The organism is Pseudomonas sp. G5001 (assembly GCF_013385475.1).
Lineage (GTDB): Bacteria > Pseudomonadota > Gammaproteobacteria > Pseudomonadales > Pseudomonadaceae > Aquipseudomonas.
The window spans coordinates 172,171-188,260 of sequence record NZ_JACAPZ010000009.1; the positions used below are offsets into that span (position 1 = coordinate 172,171).

The 16,090-nt window shown below is 59.6% G+C and carries 21 protein-coding genes and 2 pseudogenes; 19 read left to right on the forward strand and 4 right to left on the reverse strand.

Going from position 1 to position 16,090, the window contains the following annotated elements; genetic code table 11:
• Window positions 1-239: 239 nt before the first annotated feature.
• The 3 genes and pseudogenes from HX805_RS32215 to HX805_RS08950 all read right to left on the reverse strand — a co-directional run.
• Window positions 240-703 (reverse strand): annotated as a pseudogene (locus tag HX805_RS32215) (Presumed portal vertex protein); the annotation flags it as partial.
• A gap of 65 nt (window positions 704-768) precedes the next feature.
• The gene (locus HX805_RS08945; protein ID WP_177116772.1) at window positions 769-1,821 is read right to left on the reverse strand and encodes a phage portal protein; all 1,053 of its coding nucleotides are present in this window, start codon (window positions 1,819-1,821) and stop codon (window positions 769-771) included.
• Entirely contained in the window at window positions 1,821-3,578 is a 1,758-nt protein-coding gene (locus tag HX805_RS08950; RefSeq protein ID WP_177116773.1) for a terminase ATPase subunit family protein, read from the reverse strand. Before HX805_RS08950 ends, HX805_RS08945 begins: the two co-directional genes overlap by 1 nt.
• 151 nt (window positions 3,579-3,729) lie before the next feature.
• On the opposite strand from HX805_RS08950, the gene HX805_RS08955 reads away from it, so the two are divergent.
• The 13 genes and pseudogenes from HX805_RS08955 (at window position 3,730) to HX805_RS09010 (ending at window position 10,340) form a co-directional block, all read left to right on the forward strand.
• Window positions 3,730-4,608: a GPO family capsid scaffolding protein gene (locus HX805_RS08955; RefSeq protein WP_177116774.1), complete on the forward strand. Its 879-nt coding sequence runs from the start codon at window positions 3,730-3,732 to the stop codon at window positions 4,606-4,608.
• Between the two features lie 45 nt (window positions 4,609-4,653).
• A complete protein-coding gene (locus tag HX805_RS08960; protein WP_177116775.1) occupies window positions 4,654-5,661 on the forward strand; it encodes a phage major capsid protein, P2 family in 1,008 nt (335 codons plus the stop codon).
• Between the two features lie 11 nt (window positions 5,662-5,672).
• Window positions 5,673-6,389 carry a phage terminase small subunit gene (gpM, locus tag HX805_RS08965; RefSeq protein ID WP_177116776.1) on the forward strand — a complete coding sequence of 239 codons (717 nt, stop codon included), beginning with the start codon at window positions 5,673-5,675 and terminating at the stop codon, window positions 6,387-6,389.
• 104 nt (window positions 6,390-6,493) lie between these two features.
• A complete protein-coding gene (locus HX805_RS08970) occupies window positions 6,494-6,955 on the forward strand; it encodes a head completion/stabilization protein (protein WP_177116777.1) in 462 nt (153 codons plus the stop codon).
• Window positions 6,955-7,167: a tail protein X gene (locus HX805_RS08975; RefSeq protein ID WP_065945722.1), complete on the forward strand. Its 213-nt coding sequence runs from the start codon at window positions 6,955-6,957 to the stop codon at window positions 7,165-7,167. The genes HX805_RS08970 and HX805_RS08975 overlap by 1 nt, the downstream gene beginning before the upstream one ends.
• 27 nt (window positions 7,168-7,194) lie before the next feature.
• Window positions 7,195-7,548 carry a putative holin gene (locus tag HX805_RS08980; RefSeq protein WP_177116778.1) on the forward strand — a complete coding sequence of 118 codons (354 nt, stop codon included), beginning with the start codon at window positions 7,195-7,197 and terminating at the stop codon, window positions 7,546-7,548.
• 1 nt (window position 7,549) lies between these two features.
• Complete coding sequence (locus HX805_RS08985; protein WP_046035110.1) at window positions 7,550-7,828, forward strand: phage holin family protein; 279 nt, start codon at window positions 7,550-7,552, stop codon at window positions 7,826-7,828.
• Window positions 7,825-8,670: an N-acetylmuramidase family protein gene (locus HX805_RS08990; protein ID WP_177116779.1), complete on the forward strand. Its 846-nt coding sequence runs from the start codon at window positions 7,825-7,827 to the stop codon at window positions 8,668-8,670. The genes HX805_RS08985 and HX805_RS08990 overlap by 4 nt, the downstream gene beginning before the upstream one ends.
• Entirely contained in the window at window positions 8,667-8,870 is a 204-nt protein-coding gene (locus HX805_RS08995; protein WP_177116780.1) for a hypothetical protein, read from the forward strand. The genes HX805_RS08990 and HX805_RS08995 overlap by 4 nt, the downstream gene beginning before the upstream one ends.
• A pseudogene (gene lysB, locus HX805_RS09000) lies at window positions 8,867-9,229 on the forward strand (Rz-like lysis system protein LysB); the annotation flags it as partial. The gene HX805_RS08995 and the pseudogene lysB, both read left to right, overlap by 4 nt.
• The gene (lysC, locus tag HX805_RS32220) at window positions 9,153-9,410 is read left to right on the forward strand and encodes an Rz1-like lysis system protein LysC (RefSeq protein ID WP_371317072.1); all 258 of its coding nucleotides are present in this window, start codon (window positions 9,153-9,155) and stop codon (window positions 9,408-9,410) included. The pseudogene lysB and the gene lysC, both read left to right, overlap by 77 nt.
• Window positions 9,407-9,889 carry a phage tail protein gene (locus HX805_RS09005; RefSeq protein ID WP_177116782.1) on the forward strand — a complete coding sequence of 161 codons (483 nt, stop codon included), beginning with the start codon at window positions 9,407-9,409 and terminating at the stop codon, window positions 9,887-9,889. Before lysC ends, HX805_RS09005 begins: the two co-directional genes overlap by 4 nt.
• The gene (locus tag HX805_RS09010; protein ID WP_177116783.1) at window positions 9,879-10,340 is read left to right on the forward strand and encodes a phage virion morphogenesis protein; all 462 of its coding nucleotides are present in this window, start codon (window positions 9,879-9,881) and stop codon (window positions 10,338-10,340) included. Before HX805_RS09005 ends, HX805_RS09010 begins: the two co-directional genes overlap by 11 nt.
• Here HX805_RS09010 and HX805_RS09015 read toward each other — a convergent pair.
• The gene (locus tag HX805_RS09015; RefSeq protein ID WP_177116784.1) at window positions 10,331-11,029 is read right to left on the reverse strand and encodes a DUF2971 domain-containing protein; all 699 of its coding nucleotides are present in this window, start codon (window positions 11,027-11,029) and stop codon (window positions 10,331-10,333) included. The two genes, HX805_RS09010 and HX805_RS09015, sit on opposite strands and share 10 nt — an antisense overlap.
• A gap of 115 nt (window positions 11,030-11,144) precedes the next feature.
• Between HX805_RS09015 and HX805_RS09020 the strand changes: the two genes are divergently transcribed.
• From HX805_RS09020 to HX805_RS09045, 6 genes are read left to right on the forward strand one after another with little or no spacing between them, the layout of a single operon-like run.
• Window positions 11,145-11,717 (forward strand): phage baseplate assembly protein V, encoded by a 573-nt coding sequence (locus HX805_RS09020; protein WP_177116785.1) that lies wholly within the window; start codon window positions 11,145-11,147, stop codon window positions 11,715-11,717.
• On the forward strand, window positions 11,714-12,058 hold the full coding sequence (locus HX805_RS09025) for a GPW/gp25 family protein (RefSeq protein ID WP_123478822.1): 345 nt from the start codon (window positions 11,714-11,716) through the stop codon (window positions 12,056-12,058). The genes HX805_RS09020 and HX805_RS09025 overlap by 4 nt, the downstream gene beginning before the upstream one ends.
• A complete protein-coding gene (locus tag HX805_RS09030) occupies window positions 12,055-12,966 on the forward strand; it encodes a baseplate J/gp47 family protein (protein WP_177116786.1) in 912 nt (303 codons plus the stop codon). The genes HX805_RS09025 and HX805_RS09030 overlap by 4 nt, the downstream gene beginning before the upstream one ends.
• Window positions 12,966-13,583, forward strand: coding sequence for a phage tail protein I (locus tag HX805_RS09035; RefSeq protein WP_177116787.1), 618 nt, complete (start codon window positions 12,966-12,968; stop codon window positions 13,581-13,583). The genes HX805_RS09030 and HX805_RS09035 overlap by 1 nt, the downstream gene beginning before the upstream one ends.
• On the forward strand, window positions 13,580-15,529 hold the full coding sequence (locus HX805_RS32305) for a phage tail protein (RefSeq protein WP_256348093.1): 1,950 nt from the start codon (window positions 13,580-13,582) through the stop codon (window positions 15,527-15,529). Before HX805_RS09035 ends, HX805_RS32305 begins: the two co-directional genes overlap by 4 nt.
• A 12-nt stretch (window positions 15,530-15,541) precedes the next feature.
• Complete coding sequence (locus HX805_RS09045; protein ID WP_177116788.1) at window positions 15,542-15,976, forward strand: phage tail assembly chaperone; 435 nt, start codon at window positions 15,542-15,544, stop codon at window positions 15,974-15,976.
• Window positions 15,977-16,090: the final 114 nt, after the last annotated feature.

Genomic DNA, 16,090 nt, shown 5'->3' on the forward strand with positions numbered 1-16,090 from the left:
TTACAGAACCACTCACATCTAACCATTTAAGCATGAATCTTAAAGTTTAACTCCAAGAAGAAGTGCATGTTATGTACTTCCTCTTATAATAGCCCAAATAGCAAAAATTTTTCGTCATTCTAAAATTAGAGAAAAGCACTCCAATGAATCACTAATATTTAGGTGGATTGCAGTTCGTAGAACCTATCGAAACGGTGTTAAGGCACCGGTGCGTTATATCTTTATCTGCGGAGGGAGTTTTATGCCTCGATAGGAGTTTCATAAGGTTTGAACCGCACGACTTCCTCCCCAAGCGATTCATTCACCTCAGCCATACGCGCCTGAATCGGCTCCAGTTCAGTGGCCGTATAGATCTGCGCCGCCTCTGATCGATCCAAACCCACCCGCGTTCTGCGGCACGATACCTATCAACTACGGCGGAATGCGCAACCTGGCCAGTACGTCGTCGCGTGTCTGGTTTTTGATCGAGTTGAATTCGTCCTTAGCCTTCATTTCGCTGACCGGGATGATCTGCACCCGTCCTTTTGCCATTCGGTGAGTACACGAACAGGTTGTGGAAGTTGCCTGGCCCCTCGGAGTCCTTGAACGCCTTGCGCAGAGAACCGACGTCCGCTTAGTTTTGCGCGGAGTCGGTCATGTAGAGGGATGAAGCCGGCATGCTCCTGTTTTCGTAATACTTACGACGGTAGCACTCGGCGTGTTCGAGTGTTTCAGCGTCGAACCGGTGTTGACGCACCGGTTCGTCGCATCGTTTATTGCGCGGGAGTACTACTTCTCCCCTGTTGGAAGCTCAAACTCCTTGAAGCGGACAACCTGCTCACCCAGCCACTCATTTACCTGAGCCAGCCTCGCCTGCAACGGCTCCAGCTCGTTGACCGCCCAAACCTCAGCAGCCTCCCGCAACGACCCAAAACCACCCGCGTTCTGCGGCACGATGCCCATCAACTGCGGTGGAATGCGCAACGCCGCGAGCAGGTCGTCGCGGCTGATGTTTTTGATCGAGCTGAATTCATCCTTGGCCGCAACTTCGCTCACCGGGATAAGCTGAATACCGTCCTTCTTCCCGGCCGGGGCGTACACGAACAGGTTGCGAAAGTTGCCTGGCCCTTTCGAGTTCTTCAGCGCGGTGCGCAGTGAGTCGATGTCCTCCTCCTTCTGCGCCGCGTCGGTCATGTACAGGATGAAACCGGCGTGACTGCCGTTGTTGTAGTACTTGCGCCGGAACAGCGTGGCACTCTCGTTGAGCAGTGCGCTTTGCAGCGCAGCCAGCCACTCCGGTAGGCCGTAGATCTCCTGGTTGATATCGGCCTCGCGCAAGTGGCAGATCGAACCAGGGGCAAACTCGTGCTCGTCCTTCCAGCCACGCACCTGGTAATAGGTCTCCATGTCCACGCCCCGGCGCATGTACTTCGCCAGTGGCGGCAGCAGGCCCATGGTGTTGCGGAGCATGTTGTTGCGCTTTTCCAGGTAGCAGTTGCCACACCAGAGCCAGTCCAGTGCGAATTGCTCAAAGGCTTGGCGACTCAACAGCCGGTGGGGAACGAACGTGCGGGCGAGCATGTTGCGCTTGAAGTTCAGCCCCGACTGGAGGTACACGCTGGCCCGGGTCGTTTTCGCCAGGCCGTCCATGGACATCGGTGTTTCAAACCAACGCCCATTGGCCCAGCACTCCAGGTAGTCGAGGATCTCCCGGCTATCCAGCACGGGGGCGGGATCACCGAAAGTGAACGCTTCAACCGGCCCGGACTCAGGCGGCAGCAAGTCCCCTTCAACGGGTGGCTGAGCGGTGGCCAGCTGGGTTCCGCGCTTACGTCTGCTCATCAGTAGGACTCCATAAATCCGGTATTCGCCGTGGTCTGCCCTTCAAGGGGTTCGTTGTGCAGTGCGTGGAACAGCGCCCACGCCAGGTCGGCATGGCCCGTCTCGTCTGTGCGACCGGCCGTGTAAGTGAACATGCGCCCGGAGGCGGTGATTGTTTTGCGGATAGCCATCAATGACTGCGCCATATCCGTCCAGCCTGCATCGAACTCCAGCCGGCCGTTTTTGATGACGTCGTATGCCTTCAGCACCAAGCGGGTTTTGACTTCGGGCGAGTAGCTGAACGTGGTGATGTTCGGGAAGAACTGCTTCACCAACTGCGCCACGCCGGAACCCATGCCGGTGATATCGATCCCGATGTAGGTCACCCAGTAGCGTCGGGTGACCTGGCGAATCGCTTCGGCCTGGGCGGCAAAGTCCATGCCGCGGAACTGGTGTTTCTCCAGCACCCTGAACTTGCCGCCAGGCACCATGGGCGGGCCGATCACCACCAACCCTGCGCTATCACCATTCTCTGCAGGGTCGTAACCAACCCAGACCTGCCTATCCCCGAACGGCCGCGCGGCAAATGGTTTGTAGTCCTCGGCCCAAAGGTCCCAACTGTCCACCATGCACGGCTGCAACATCGCAAGCGGGAAAATGCTCGCCCCGTCGTCGATGAACTGGCACATCAGCAGGTTCTGGAATGCCTCGGCGTCGTACTCCTGGCGCAGCTCGTCGAGGTCGAACAGGTCGCAGCCACGGTCCTCAGCGTCGAGGATGGTGACGATCTGCCGCCAGACCCGGTCCTCACACAGCCGCCCCTGCTGCAGAGCGTCATGGGAGACGTCGATTTTTACCCGTTGCGCCGCCGGTTTGCCCTTGTTGAACCGCTCGCCCGTCCAGAACGTATAGGCCTCGTGCGCCATGCTGGAAGGCGTCGAAAAGTAGGTCCGGCGGTACTGCTTCTGCATCGCCATGCCGCTGGCGACTTTGTTGAGTTCCTTGAACTTGAACGTCCAGAAGAATTCGTCGAAGTAGAAATTGCCGTGGTAACCCTGCGCAGTCCGGGCGTTGGTGCCCAGGAAGTGCAGCTCCGCACCATTCCCCAGAATGATCGGATCGCCCGTCAGCTCGACACCCACCACCTCGCGGGCAAAGGCCTGGATGTAGGCCTTGAAGATATGCGCCTGGTTTTTCGACGCCGACAGGAATATCTGGTTGCGGCCAGTCGTCAGCGCATCGATCAGCGCTTCGCGGGCGAAGTAGTATGTCGCGCCGATCTGCCGTGACTTGAGGATCGCCCGGGTCCGCTGGTTACCCGCCTTGTACCAATCCAGCTGATAACCAAAACAGCCATCAATGAACGCCTCAGTCAGCTTTTCGATATGTTCTTCGTCGAACTCGTTGCGCTTCGGCGCCTTCTTCGGCCCCTCGTTGCGCTTGACCAAGTTCGGATTCAGCTCGGTTTCAGTACCGCCGTCGTTGAAGCGCTGAATGCGGGCTTGCCGCTCCAGCTGGCGGTGCAGCAGATCAATTTCCTTGTAGTCCGATCCTGACTTGGGGTCCTTGAGGATCAACTGCACCAGGCGGGCCTCGGTCGCCGCCTGGATACGCTCCAGAGGTGTCGCCCGGTCCCATTCGTCGCGGGCCTTCCAGCTGTGCAGGGTCTTTTCTTTCTCCCCAATAAGCTCTGCGATCTCGCACACGCGATAGCCCTGCCAATACAGGTGCTTGGCATGGCGGCGGTGATCAGTGGGCAATTCGACGATGGCATTCATGGCGCAGATGCTGCCGCCCGCGCGCGTACAGTTCTCGCTCCGGTCCTTGTAGCCCCTCGATCTACAACAGCGCCTCGTTGCCCGTCGCGCTCGCGCTCAACAACATGCGCTCATCGCCAAGGCACACAGCCACCGCTCTGAGGATCCACGCATGGCCGGCAAAACCGACAACCCAGGCAAAAAACAGCTCTCCAAGTTCTTCCGCGTCGCCGTCGAAGGCGCCACCACCGACGGTCGCCAGATCGAACGGCAATGGCTGGTCGATGCCGCCGAGACCTACAGCCAGAACACTTACGGTGCACGGGTGTGGATCGAGCATATGCGCAGCCTGCTGCCCGATAGCCCTTTCCGTGCTTACGGCGATGTGGTCGCGCTGAAGACCGAAGAAGTCGAAATTGCCGGAGCCAAAAAGCTCGCCCTGTTTGCCCGGATTGAACCGACCGCCGACCTGATCACGATGAACAAGGCACGGCAAAAAATGTACACCAGCATCGAGATTCGTCCGAAGTTCGCCGACACCGGACGGGCCTACCTGGACGGCATCGCGGTTACCGACACCCCGGCCAGCCTGGGCACCGAGATGCTGACGTTCAGCGCTCAACACCCGGACATGAACCCACTGGCAGCCCGTAAGCGCGATCCTGGCAACCTGTTTTCCGAGGCTGTCGAGATCGAACTTGAATTCGAAGAAGTTGAGGACGAAAGCGTAAAGGTCGTAGGCCTGTTCACCCGCGTTCTCGAACTCCTCGGCAAGAGCAAGGACAAGGAAGGCAAGGACGCCGCTCTATTCACTGAACTCGGCGAGGCCGTCGAGGCCATGGCCGAGCATGTCGCCAGCCAGGGCGAAACCTTCACCGCCGAAAAGTCCGCCCGCGAAAAGTTGCAGGTCGCCCACGACAAGCTGTCCGCCGACTTCACGGCGCTGGTCGCCCAGCTCGAAAAAACCCCGGACACCACGGGACAAAAAACGCAGCACTCCGTTCGCCCGCCAGCTACGGGCGGTGACGGCGCGCTCGTCACCGACTGCTGATCCACCACACGGACAACACCCAGCCAAGGAACATCGGAGAACACCATGCGTAACGATACCCGCGTCATGTACAACGCCTACCTGCAACAACTCGCGCAACTGCATGGCGTGAGCGACGTCACCACCAAATTTACCGCCGCACCGAGCGTGGCCCAGACCCTGGAAACCCGTATCCAGGAGTCCAGCGCCTTCCTCAGTGCCATCAACGTGTTTGGCGTGTCCGAGCAGTCGGGTGAAAAAATCGGCATCGGTATCGACGGCACCATCGCCAGCACCACCGACACAACCGTCAAGGACCGCGAGCCGCGCGACCCGAGCGGACTGGACAACCGTGGGTACGTCTGCACCCAGACCAACTTCGACACCGGCATCCGTTACCAGAAGCTGGATCAGTGGGCCAAGTTCAAGGACTTCCAGGCGCGTATTCGCGACGCCATCATCAAGGCCCAAGCACTCAACCGGATCATGATCGGCTGGAACGGCACCAGTCGTGCCGCCACCTCCAACCCGACGCTCAACCAACTGTTGCAGGACGTCAACGTTGGCTGGCTGGAGAAAATGCGCCTGGAAAACCCTGCTCGTGTGATGAAGGAAGTCGTCGACGGCAGCGGAAAGATCCAGATCGGCGCCGGCAAGGACTTCGAAAACATCGACGCCCTGGTCGTGAGCATGGTCAACGAGTTCATCGAGCCCTGGTATCAGGAAGACACCGATCTGGTGGTGATCTGCGGTCGCCAGCTGTTGGCCGACAAGTACTTCCCGATCATCAACAAAACCCAGGCACCGACCGAGATTCTCGCCGCCGATATCGTCACCAGTCAAAAACGCATCGGCAACCTGCCGGCGGTGCGTGTCCCGCACTTCCCAGCCAACGGCCTGCTGGTGACCCGCCTCGACAACCTGTCGATCTACTGGCAGGAAAACACCCGCCGACGCACCGTCGTCGACAACGCCAAACGCGACCGCATCGAAAACTTCGAATCGGTAAACGAAAGCTATGTGATTGAAGACCTGGGCTGCGCTGCCATGGCCGAAAACATCACCCTGAGCTGAGGCCGTCGATCATGACCAACCCTTGCCGCCGTCACTTCCAGCGCGTCACAGCAGCCGTTGCAGCGGCTGCCGTGGCCGGTCCAGCCATGACCATGGAAGGCGCATCCGTTTATGAGCTGCACCTCGCGAAGCTCCAGCAGGACTATCTGCGCTTGAAACAGGTGCAGTCGACCGAAGGCAAGGCGGAACTGAAACGGCAATTACTGCCGGAGTATGTCCCCTATGTGGAAGGTGTTCTCGCCGAAGGCAAAGGCGCCCAGGACCAGGTGCTTACCACGTTGATGGTCTGGCGCATGGACGCCGCGGACTTTGCCGGGGCCCTGGACATTGCCGAATACGTCATCAACTACGCGCTGCTGATGCCTGACCGCTTCGAACGCACCACCGGCACCATCGTCGCGGAAGAAATCGCCGAAGTGGCCCTGAAGGCGCAAAAGGCTGGTGGCACCTTTGATCTGGGTCTGCTGCTGCGCACCGAGCAGATCGCGGGTGAAGAAGACATGCCCGACCAGGCTAAAGCCAAGCTGCATCTGGCGTTGGGTAAGGCATTCGCCGAAAAGGTTGCTGACGATGATACCTCCGAAAATCAGGTAATCGTCTTCGGCTACCTGGACTCCGCGAAGAAACATTTGGCCCGCGCTATTGAGCTGAACACCAACTGCGGCGGCAAGAAGGATCTGGAGCGCGTTGAGCGCCTCCTCAAAAAATTCGCTGCTCCCAGCAGCTAACCGAGCGTCCCCACGCACCCCGCCGGCTCGGGGCGGATCGGCCAGGCCGCTCCTCCTGAACGTGAAGCCCCGACCACCGGCGACCCATTTTTGAGTGCTGTTCCATGAGCGCATTTGTAGCCAGAGGCCCAGTCACAGGCGGCCATATCAACACTGACCCGTTCTGGCCCTCAATCGATCTTGAGCAGCTTCGCGCCACTCTGCGCATCGACAACAGCGTCACTCCTGCCCGCCTGGAAACTGCCGTAATCGCCGCAGCCATCAACCTCAACCGTGAACTGAAGTCCTGGAAGGCCACACAACAGGCTGCCGGCCACGCGACTTTGGCCGATGTGCCCGACGACAAGATCAACGAAGTATCGGTCCAGGTCCACCTGTACCGCCGTGCGATCGAGGCCGGTACCGGCGCCGAAGTCTGCGAGCGGTACCGCGACTACAGCGCGACCAATACCGGCAGTGACAAAGCCGAAGAAACCGCCCCAACCATCGAAGACTATCGCCGCGACCTGCGCTGGGCCGTCCGTGACTTCCTTGGGATCAGCCGCACCACCGTGGAGCTGATCTGATGCCCGTCGCCGTCCGTACCAATCAAAACGACACCGTCGACGCCCTCTGCTGGCGATTCTACGGTCGCACTGCCGGCGTCACCGAGGCCGTGCTGGAAGCCAACCCCGGCCTGGCCGACCACGGCCCAATCCTGCCGCAAGGCCTTGTCGTCAACATGCCCGAAGCCCAAACCACCGCGCCCCAGCGGCAGATGGTGCAGCTATGGAACTGACCCCATGCATCCAAGGAAAACCACACCATGGCTGATCCGACTTCCAGCGTTGTGACTGGCCTGCTCATTGGTTTGGGCCTGTCCACCGTAACGCCCGTTATCGACGACGGGGCGCTGTTCGGCGCCATCCTCGGCGCCTGGCTGGTTACCAGTACCAAGCACGACCTCAAAGTCTGGCAGCGGCTGGGCTCACTGTTTCTGTCGGCCGGCGTGGGTTATCTGTTCGCGCCTATGGCTTTACAGGCAATTCCGTTTATCACCAGCGGTGGCAGCGCTTTTCTCTGTGCCCTGGTGGTCATCCCGATCAGCATCAAGCTGATGGTGTGGGTGGAAAAAGCGGACATCTGGGACATATGGCGTCGCATCAGAGGGGGCACCTGACATGCCGAACATCGAATTGGCCGTGCAGTTGATCGCGGCGATCGCTTACCTGCTGAGTGCCCTGCGCCTGGCCTGCTACACCCGAGGCGATGCGCGGTACCGGCGCAGCATCTCGCTTCTGGCAAGTCTGTTTGGCGCCACGTTGTGCATCTGCGGTCTGGAGATTCTGCTGGAGCGCCAGCCCACCAGCCTCGGGCAGGCCGCTGCCATCGTGCTGCTCTGCATCCTGATTTTCCGTTCGCGCGGCAACGTCGCCGCCCTGTTGAGGCCCAGCGCATGACCACCACCCTTCGCCATGGCGACCGCTCGCAAGCGGTGCTGATGCTGCAAAAGAACCTCAACAAGCAGGGCGCCAACCTGGTGCCGGATGGACACTACGGCGACGCCACCGAAGCTGCCGTCCGCGCCTACCAGGTCAAAGTCGGACTGGTCGCCGACGGCATCGCGGGTACCAAGACCCAAACCAGCCTAGCGGGTGGCGACTGCGCCCAGCTGCTGCGCAACAACGACCTGGTGACCGCTGCCGAACGCCTCGACGTGCCGTTGGCGAGCATCTATGCGGTCAATGAGGTGGAGTCCAAGGGCAAGGGCTTTCTCGACAACAGCAAGCCGGTGATCCTGTTCGAACGGCACATCATGTACCGACAGCTCGCTATGGTTCGCCACCCAGGCGATGACCCGGCCGAACTCAAGCGTCACGCAGACCAGCTCGCCACCTCCAACCCGGCGCTGGTCAACCCGAAGGCCGGCGGATACATCGGCGGCACCTCTGAGCACCAGCGCCTGGCCCTGGCCCGCCTGATCGACGACACCGCCGCCCTGGAGTCGGCTTCCTGGGGCGCCTTCCAGATCATGGGGTTCCACTGGAAGCGCCTCGGCTACGCCAGCGTGCAGGACTTTGTGGCGGCGATGAGTGCCGGCGAATCGCAGCAGTTCGACGCCTTCACCCGCTTCATTGAAACCGACCCGGTGCTACACAAGGCGCTGAAGGCCCGCAAATGGGCCGAGTTCGCCAAGCTCTACAACGGCCCGGACTACCTGCGGAATCTCTACGACACCAAGCTTCAGCGCGCCTATGAGCGGCACGCCGGCTGCGAGTGCGGGCAAGGGGTGGCGGCATGATTGACTTCGAAGCGCTGAAAAAGCTGCGGGTGCAGGACGGCGATCTGCTGGTAGTGCCAGAGTCGACCGAACAAAGCGACATGGAGTTGTTGGCCGAAGCCATCCAGATCATGAGCGGCGCACGGACCGTAATCGTGCGCGGCCCGATCAAGCAGCTTGATACTGCCGACATGAACAAGCTCGGCTGGTACCGCGCGTGAGCACCTTGCGCCAGGCCCTGTATGGCCTCGCCCTGCTCGGCGCCCTCGCGCTGCTGATCTGGGTCCAAGAAACCCGCATCGACGTCGCTGAAGGCAAAACCGAGCAGGCACAAGATGCCGCAAAGACCGCCCGCGACGATGCCGACCGCAACCTGAAAACCGCCAACACCCTCACCGACACCCTGAAACAGGAACGCGACGCGCAGAGCAACCTGCGTGCCCAGCAGGATCAATTGCGCCAAAGTCTGGCGAAACGCGAGCGAACCATAGAGGAGCTGAAACGTGAAAACGACGAACTACGCAACTGGGCTGGCCAGCCTTTGCCTGACGCTGCTCGCCGGCTGCGCGAGCGCCCCGCCCTCACCGGCGCCAGCGCTTATCGTGACTGGCTGTCCGGCCGTGGTGCCGTGCCACCTGCCAGCGACCAGCCCCCTCAAAAACGGTGACCTACTGACAGACGAGGACCGCGCCGAAGCCGCCTGGGCGGACTGCGCGGCCCAGGTCGACATAGTCTACAAACACCAGCAGACCAACCCATGAACAAGCCCGAGAGCCTGCGTGCTCACCTTCTGGCCACCGTCGCCGATTTTAAGCACGACCCCGACCGTCTGTTGATATTCATCGACAACGGCAAGGTCCGTTGCACCGCCGCACACACCCTGTCGTTTGAATACAGCTTTGACCTGCAGATCATCCTCACCGAGTTCGCCGGTCACCCCGATAGCGTGATCCTGCCCATCCTGGGTTGGTTGAGCGTCAACCAGTCCGAGCTGCTGGAAAACTTGGATAAGGTCAAAGACGGTATCCAGTTCGAAGCCGACATCCTCGACAAGACCAAAGTGGACCTGAGTATCACCCTGCCGCTGACAGAGCGTGTGGTCGTCGGCAAAGATGATCAGGGCAACACCACCGTGAAGCACCCGAACGAACCGCAGTACGTGGCGGGCTACCTCGATCCGAACTGGAAGCCTGGGGCCCAGGGCAACACCAGTGAGTGGAGAGTGCCTGATGGCGAGTAATCTGGAAGCGCTGGAGACCTGGGCGGCGGTGCTGTTGGATCGGCTGGAGCCAGGTGAGCGCAGCAAGCTCGCCCGGAGCATTGGGCAGGAACTGCGCCGCAGTCAGCAGAAACGGGTCATGGCTCAGGAAAACCCCGACGGGAGCAAGTTTGCGCCGCGCAAACAGCGGGACCTGCGTGGGAAGCAAGGCCGTATTCAGCGAAAGCTGGCGATGTTCAAGAAGCTGCGGACCGCGTCTTTTTTGAAAGTCCGTGGCGACAGTAACGCCATTACCGTTGGCTTCACCGGGCGTATAGCCCGGATTGCTAGGGTTCACCAGTACGGCTTGAAGGACCGGGCGGAACGCGGCGCCCCCGATATACGTTACGAACAGCGGGAAGTGCTGGGGTTTACTGATACGGACTTAGATATTGTTCGAGACCAGCTTTTAAAACATCTGGTTCAAAGCTGATCAGCAAGTATCTCTTCAATCTCGATTTGGTCAGGTGATTTATATAGAGCTGAGCGTTGAACGTTACCTTCGAATCCAAGATGTTCTTGAAAAAAGAATTTGAATGCGCGAACCAATTCATCCGGGGCTCTTGGATCAAGAAGAATTCTATCGATAAAGTTGTGCGGGTCAATTGGCACGGTGAACCCTTTATGCTCCTGCAGAAGATCCACAGACTTAGCATACAGCGTTCCACGCCATTCCTTTTCGTGATCGAATGCCTGACGTTTCATATAAAGCGCATCTATGGCTCGTGAAATCTGAAAGGCCTCATTTAAATCTTGAGCTATTTTTTTTGCCTTCCAGTCCAACTCCCCCTGAGGATAATAGCTAACCTCCGCGACTCTAAACTGATAGTTTTTTAACTTAGCGGACGCCTTCAAAGCAGCTTTCAACTTTGAGTCGGTGGTGGAGACTCTGACTCCCATACCGTTATGAGAATAGATACGCCACATAGCATCGGATATTGGAGCACTGCTCCAGCACTGAGCGAAAACCGCATTAACCTTTGAATGCTTTATACGTTTCTCATATGGATCATCCCAAGAGTTTGGACTGGCGAAAAACAGTTCCTTCTTTTCAAAAATCTGAACAACCCTTGTGAAGTCCAAAATTCGATACAACCGTTGAGGCTTTTCCGTCTTTGCCATAACACTGCTCCTACTTATTTCCCGCACTGTAGCAATTCAAGGATCACCTTGTAACGTGCAGTCTTACAAAGACTGAGCGCTGCACTAGCGCGCGCGAGCAATCACCATCGGCGCCATGAACGACTTCGCCGCCCTCTCACGCATGCTGGAAAACCTCATCCGCTTCGGCGTCATCGCCGCTGTGCAGATGGAGCCCCCGCGCGTGAAGGTAAAAACCGGAACCCTCACCACCGCCTGGCTGCCATGGCTAGCCCTGCGCGCCGGTGCTGATCAGGAATGGGACCCGCCCACCGTCGCCGAACAGGTAATCCTGTTCAGCCCCTCCGGCCAGCTCGCCAACGGCGTCGTCCTGACCGGCCTATTCAGCGACCACATCCCAGCCAACGGCAACCGCGCCGGGCTGCACCGTCGCACCTACGCCGACGGTGCGGTGATCGAGTACGACAGCGTCCAACATCACCTGAGTGCCATCCTGCCCGACAGCGGCACCACTAGCCTGGTCAGCAAGGGCGGCATCAACATCATCGGCCCGATCAATCACCAGGGCGACTACAACCAAACCGGCAACCAGAACGTGGTCGGCCTGGTGACCGTCTCCGAAGACGTGGTCGCCGCCAATATCAGCCTGGTCAAGCACCTGCACGGTGGGGTGCTGGTGGGCAGTGCGAAAACGGGGAAACCAGAATGAACCGACAAACCGGCGGCGCCATCGGCACTCTGGACCACATCACCCAGTCCATGACCGACATCCTCACCACCCGCATCGGTACCCGGGTGATGCGCCGAGAGTACGGCAGCTTGCTGCCCGAGCTGGTGGACCACCCATTCAACGACGTCACCCGCTTGCGGGTGTACTCGGGCGCAGTCATGGCGCTGATGCGCTGGGAACCGCGGATCAGCCTCAGCCGCATTCAGTTCGTCGGCGCCAATCTGCAAGGCCAGTCCGTGCTGGACGTGGAAGGCAGTGTCGTCGACAGCAACGAGTCGTTCAGCCTGAGCATCCCGCTGCAACTGGGAGGCAGTGTATGAACTCCTTTGCCGCGATTGACCTCAGCCAGCTCCCGGCGCCGCAGATCGTCGAGCAGATCGATTACGAGTTGATCCTGGCCGAGCGCAAGGCCTACATGATCAGCCTGTGGCCGATCGAGGAACAAAGCGAAATTGCTGCTCGCCTCGAAATGGAATCGGAGCCATTGACCAAGCTGCTGCAAGAAAACGCCTATCGCGAAACCATCTGGCGCCAGAGGGTCAACGAGGCGTCGATTGCCAACCTGCTGGCCCTGGCGAAAGACTCCGATCTGGACCAACTGGCGGGCAACTTCAACGTCACGCGCCTGGTAGTCCAGGAAGCCAAGCCGCTGGCAAACCCGCCCGTAGCGCGGTTGATGGAGAGCGACGACAGCTTACGCGAGCGGGCACAAATGTCCTGGGAAGGGCTGAGCACCGCCGGGCCACGCAACAGCTATATCTTCCATGCCCGAGGCGCGGACGGCCGGGTTGCCGACGCTACAGCCGAAAGTCCATCCCCTGCCGTGGCGGTGGTCACCGTGCAATCATTACTGGGTGATGGCACAGCACCCGCCGATCTGCTCGCCATCGTCAAGACGTACCTGAGCGACGATGACCGCCGCCCAGTGGCAGACCGCCTGACCGTCCAGGGCGCGCAGATCATTCGCTACCAGGTCAAAGCCAAGCTGTACCTGTTAACCGGTGGTCCTGAGTCGGAGCCGATTCTGGCGGCAGCGGAGCAGCGCTTACTGGCCTATGTCAGCCAGCGTCGGCGCCTGGGAATGGAAGTGTCGGAGTCGGCTGTTCACGCCGCGCTGCATGTCGAAGGCGTGCGCAAAGTTGAACTGGAAAACTGGGTCGACATCGTCGCCACAAAAGCCCAGGCGCCCTACTGCATCGGCGTAACCGTGACCCGGGGAGCCGAGTAATGGGCGCCCAGCACCTGCTGCCCGGAAACTCCACGCCGCTTGAGCGCCAGGCTGCGCAGGCACTCGCGCAAATTCAGCGGGTACCCATCCCACTGCGACAACTGTGCAACCCGAACACCTGCCCTGTGCCGCTGCTGCCTTACCTGGCCTGGGCCTTTTCCGTCGACCGCTGGGATAGCAATTGGACGGAAGCCACCAAGCGCGCAGCCATTCGTTCATCCCGCTACATCCACGCCCACAAGGGCACCATCGGCGCCCTGCGCCGGGTGGTCGAGCCACTGGGTTACCTGATCGAGGTGATGGAGTGGTGGCAGACCGTGCCAGAGGGCGTACCCGGCACATTTGCCTTGAAGGTCGGTGTGTTGGACACCGGTATCACCGAAGAAATGTACCTGGAGCTGACCTGGCTGATCGATGACGCGCGGCCGGTCAGCCGTCACCTGATCGGCTTAGCAATCAGTTTAGAAACCACCGGCCGCGTCTATGTCGGCGCCTGTGTCACCGACGGCGATGAAATTGACGTGTACCCGCCAACGCAACGCGACATCGAGGTTAGCGGCTACGTCCGCCTGGGTGGTCGTGAACACAATATCGACACCATGGACATTTACCCATGACAGACCAAAACAGCCAGTTTTTCGCCATTCTTACCGCCGTTGGTAAAGCCAAACAGGCCAATGCCAGCGCCTTGGGCGTTCCTTGGACCTTCTCGCAGATGGGCGTCGGCGATGCTAACGGAACCGATCCGATCCCTAGCGAGCAACAAACAAAACTGATCCATGAGAACCGCCGGGCTCCGCTGAATCAGGTGAAAGTGGACCCCGCAAACGCCAACATCATCATCGCCGAACAGGTTATTCCTGAAAATGTCGGCGGCTGGTGGATTCGCGAAATCGGGCTCTACGATGCTGCGGGTGATCTGGTCGCTGTGGCGAACTGTGCGCCGAGCTTCAAACCCCTCCTGACTCAGGGCTCCGGACGGACCCAGGTCATCCGTATGAACCTGATTGTCAGCAACACCGCCAACATCGAGTTGAAAATTGACCCGAGCGTCGTGTTGGCTACTCGCGCCTATGTCGACTCCACCATCACCACGATATTTCCCCCCAACAAAGCCGTTGGCACATACACCAAGGTGCAGATCAACAGCCGGGGCATAGTGGTTGCGGGTTCAAATCCGACAACGTTGGGCGGCTACGGAATTACTGACGCACTGAGTAATACCGGCGGTGACGTCACCGGCAACATTGGCCTGATCAATGCCCGTAGCATCGCAACCGTTGCTACGGACTCAGATAGCTGGGCGGGAGGGCTCCATGCGGTATCTCGGGAATCGAGAGCTATCCTGTCGGGCTTCGGCGCCTGGGGCAAAAGGGATACTGTGCACACGGTCTACATGGGGCTAAGCAGCGCGCCTTGGGAATATGGCTACGGTATAAGGGTAAAAGCGGATGGTGTGTACATCTCGGGGCCGATAACCGGCAACGGTGCAGGCTTGAGCGGCATTCCCTGGAATGGCCTCATCAACACCCCGACAACACTTGCTGCGGCCGGGATCACAGACGCACTGTCGATTAATGGAGGTACCCTTAAAGGCAATGTCCAATTGACGGAGAACAGCAGACTCTACATTTCCCCGGGAAATTCGCCCTCATGGGGATTGGGAATGTTCGCCGGGGTTCCTGGATCGATTAAGGGGGGCGTTGGCTTTTGGGGCGGAGCTGACGGTGTGTTCAAGACTGCATTTCTGGGGCTCGGAACTGATCCATGGTCCAGCGGACCGGGTATCCGGGTCACATCGGAAGGCACCGTACAGATCACCGGCACTATCTACGGCAACGGCGCGGGCTTGAGCTCCATACCTTTTACCGGACTGACAGGCCTGCCGACTACATTATCTGGCTACGGCATCATCGCTGCGAGCCAAACGGAAGCCGAGCAGGGCTCCGACACAACCAAACCAATGACGGCGCTACGGGTCTGGCAGGCAATCGCTGCCAAAGTAGTGCAGGCGACAACAAGCATTGCTGGTATCGCTCGTATCGCCTCGCAGACAGCTGTCAACGGCGGCACTGAACCTTCGACGATAGTCACTCCATTGACGCTTGCCACACGCTTGGCCGCGTTGTGGCAAGCCGCCCAAGAAGGCGTGCTGGGCGTTGTACAACTCGCCACGCAACCGGAGGTCAATGCCGGGACCGACGACACAAAAGCCGTGACGCCCAAAAAGCTGCGCGCGGGTGTTTCATGGGTGCTTGGCGCCAATGGCTACATTGCAATGCCAACCTGGCTGGGCGGTTGGATTTTGCAATGGGGATTGGCGGTCGGGGTTGGACAGGCGACCAACAGCGGTACGTCGCAAGGCCCTGGTCGTGACGTGTCTCTTTCCGTGACGTTCCCGACCGAAATCATGTGGGTGGGTGCCTGCATGGCCTTTACGACGATGATCACTGGGGCAGCATTTGCGCCTGGAGCAGGGTACGTATCGAGGTCAGTGGTCCGCGTTCAGAACAACTACACCCAGTCAGCAGGCGACATCGCTTGGCTGGCGCTTGGCCGATAAAGAGGTACACCTATGGCAGCGTTTTACAGCCCTTCAGAGCGCGGTTTTTTCGACACTGCGCTCAATAGTAAAAAGCAGATTCCCACCGATGCGATTGCGGTCAACGAGGCGCAGCGAAGGGAGCTTGTGGCAGGGATATCGCGCGGTCTGCTCGCGCAAGTGTCCGAGGATGGTTCGCTTGAGCTGGTCGAACCGCCGATTGATCCCGCTGCCGTGGCCCTGGCTGAACGCGCTTGGCGTGATGCAGTACTGACGTCGGCGGCCTGGCTGCGTGAGCGGCACCGCGACCAGCTTGAAATTGGCGCGCCGACAACGCTCACCGCCGAGCAGTTCGAGGGGCTGTTGACATTCATGCAAGCTCTGCGCGACTGGCCGCAATCGCCGGAATTCCCGGATAGCACACATCGCCCTATCGCGCCCACCTGGCTTGATGAGCAGGCTCAGTAACAACCGTTGAACGGTGGCACGCCTTGTAGCGTGTCCACCTACAACGCCCACCACTCGCCGAACTGCCGCGCGCGCGGCAGCCTGTGCACTGTCATTCCATCACAGCGCAGGCAA

Excerpts from the sequence above, each read along its gene's own strand:
- HX805_RS09015 (WP_177116784.1), bottom strand. The coding sequence starts at position 11,029 with ATGGCAAAGACGGAAAAGCCTCAACGGTTGTATCGAATTTTGGACTTC.
- HX805_RS08960 (WP_177116775.1), top strand. The coding sequence starts at position 4,654 with ATGCGTAACGATACCCGCGTCATGTACAACGCCTACCTGCAACAACTC.
- HX805_RS08970 (WP_177116777.1), top strand. The coding sequence starts at position 6,494 with ATGAGCGCATTTGTAGCCAGAGGCCCAGTCACAGGCGGCCATATCAAC.
- HX805_RS09005 (WP_177116782.1), top strand. The coding sequence starts at position 9,407 with ATGAACAAGCCCGAGAGCCTGCGTGCTCACCTTCTGGCCACCGTCGCC.
- HX805_RS08995 (WP_177116780.1), top strand. The coding sequence starts at position 8,667 with ATGATTGACTTCGAAGCGCTGAAAAAGCTGCGGGTGCAGGACGGCGAT.
- HX805_RS08945 (WP_177116772.1), bottom strand. The coding sequence starts at position 1,821 with ATGAGCAGACGTAAGCGCGGAACCCAGCTGGCCACCGCTCAGCCACCC.
- HX805_RS08980 (WP_177116778.1), top strand. The coding sequence starts at position 7,195 with ATGGCTGATCCGACTTCCAGCGTTGTGACTGGCCTGCTCATTGGTTTG.
- HX805_RS09030 (WP_177116786.1), top strand. The coding sequence starts at position 12,055 with ATGAACTCCTTTGCCGCGATTGACCTCAGCCAGCTCCCGGCGCCGCAG.
- HX805_RS09010 (WP_177116783.1), top strand. The coding sequence starts at position 9,879 with ATGGCGAGTAATCTGGAAGCGCTGGAGACCTGGGCGGCGGTGCTGTTG.
- gpM (WP_177116776.1), top strand. The coding sequence starts at position 5,673 with ATGACCAACCCTTGCCGCCGTCACTTCCAGCGCGTCACAGCAGCCGTT.
- HX805_RS08955 (WP_177116774.1), top strand. The coding sequence starts at position 3,730 with ATGGCCGGCAAAACCGACAACCCAGGCAAAAAACAGCTCTCCAAGTTC.
- HX805_RS08975 (WP_065945722.1), top strand. The coding sequence starts at position 6,955 with ATGCCCGTCGCCGTCCGTACCAATCAAAACGACACCGTCGACGCCCTC.
- HX805_RS08950 (WP_177116773.1), bottom strand. The coding sequence starts at position 3,578 with ATGAATGCCATCGTCGAATTGCCCACTGATCACCGCCGCCATGCCAAG.
- HX805_RS09035 (WP_177116787.1), top strand. The coding sequence starts at position 12,966 with ATGGGCGCCCAGCACCTGCTGCCCGGAAACTCCACGCCGCTTGAGCGC.
- HX805_RS08985 (WP_046035110.1), top strand. The coding sequence starts at position 7,550 with ATGCCGAACATCGAATTGGCCGTGCAGTTGATCGCGGCGATCGCTTAC.
- HX805_RS09020 (WP_177116785.1), top strand. The coding sequence starts at position 11,145 with ATGAACGACTTCGCCGCCCTCTCACGCATGCTGGAAAACCTCATCCGC.
- HX805_RS09025 (WP_123478822.1), top strand. The coding sequence starts at position 11,714 with ATGAACCGACAAACCGGCGGCGCCATCGGCACTCTGGACCACATCACC.
- HX805_RS32305 (WP_256348093.1), top strand. The coding sequence starts at position 13,580 with ATGACAGACCAAAACAGCCAGTTTTTCGCCATTCTTACCGCCGTTGGT.
- HX805_RS09045 (WP_177116788.1), top strand. The coding sequence starts at position 15,542 with ATGGCAGCGTTTTACAGCCCTTCAGAGCGCGGTTTTTTCGACACTGCG.
- HX805_RS08990 (WP_177116779.1), top strand. The coding sequence starts at position 7,825 with ATGACCACCACCCTTCGCCATGGCGACCGCTCGCAAGCGGTGCTGATG.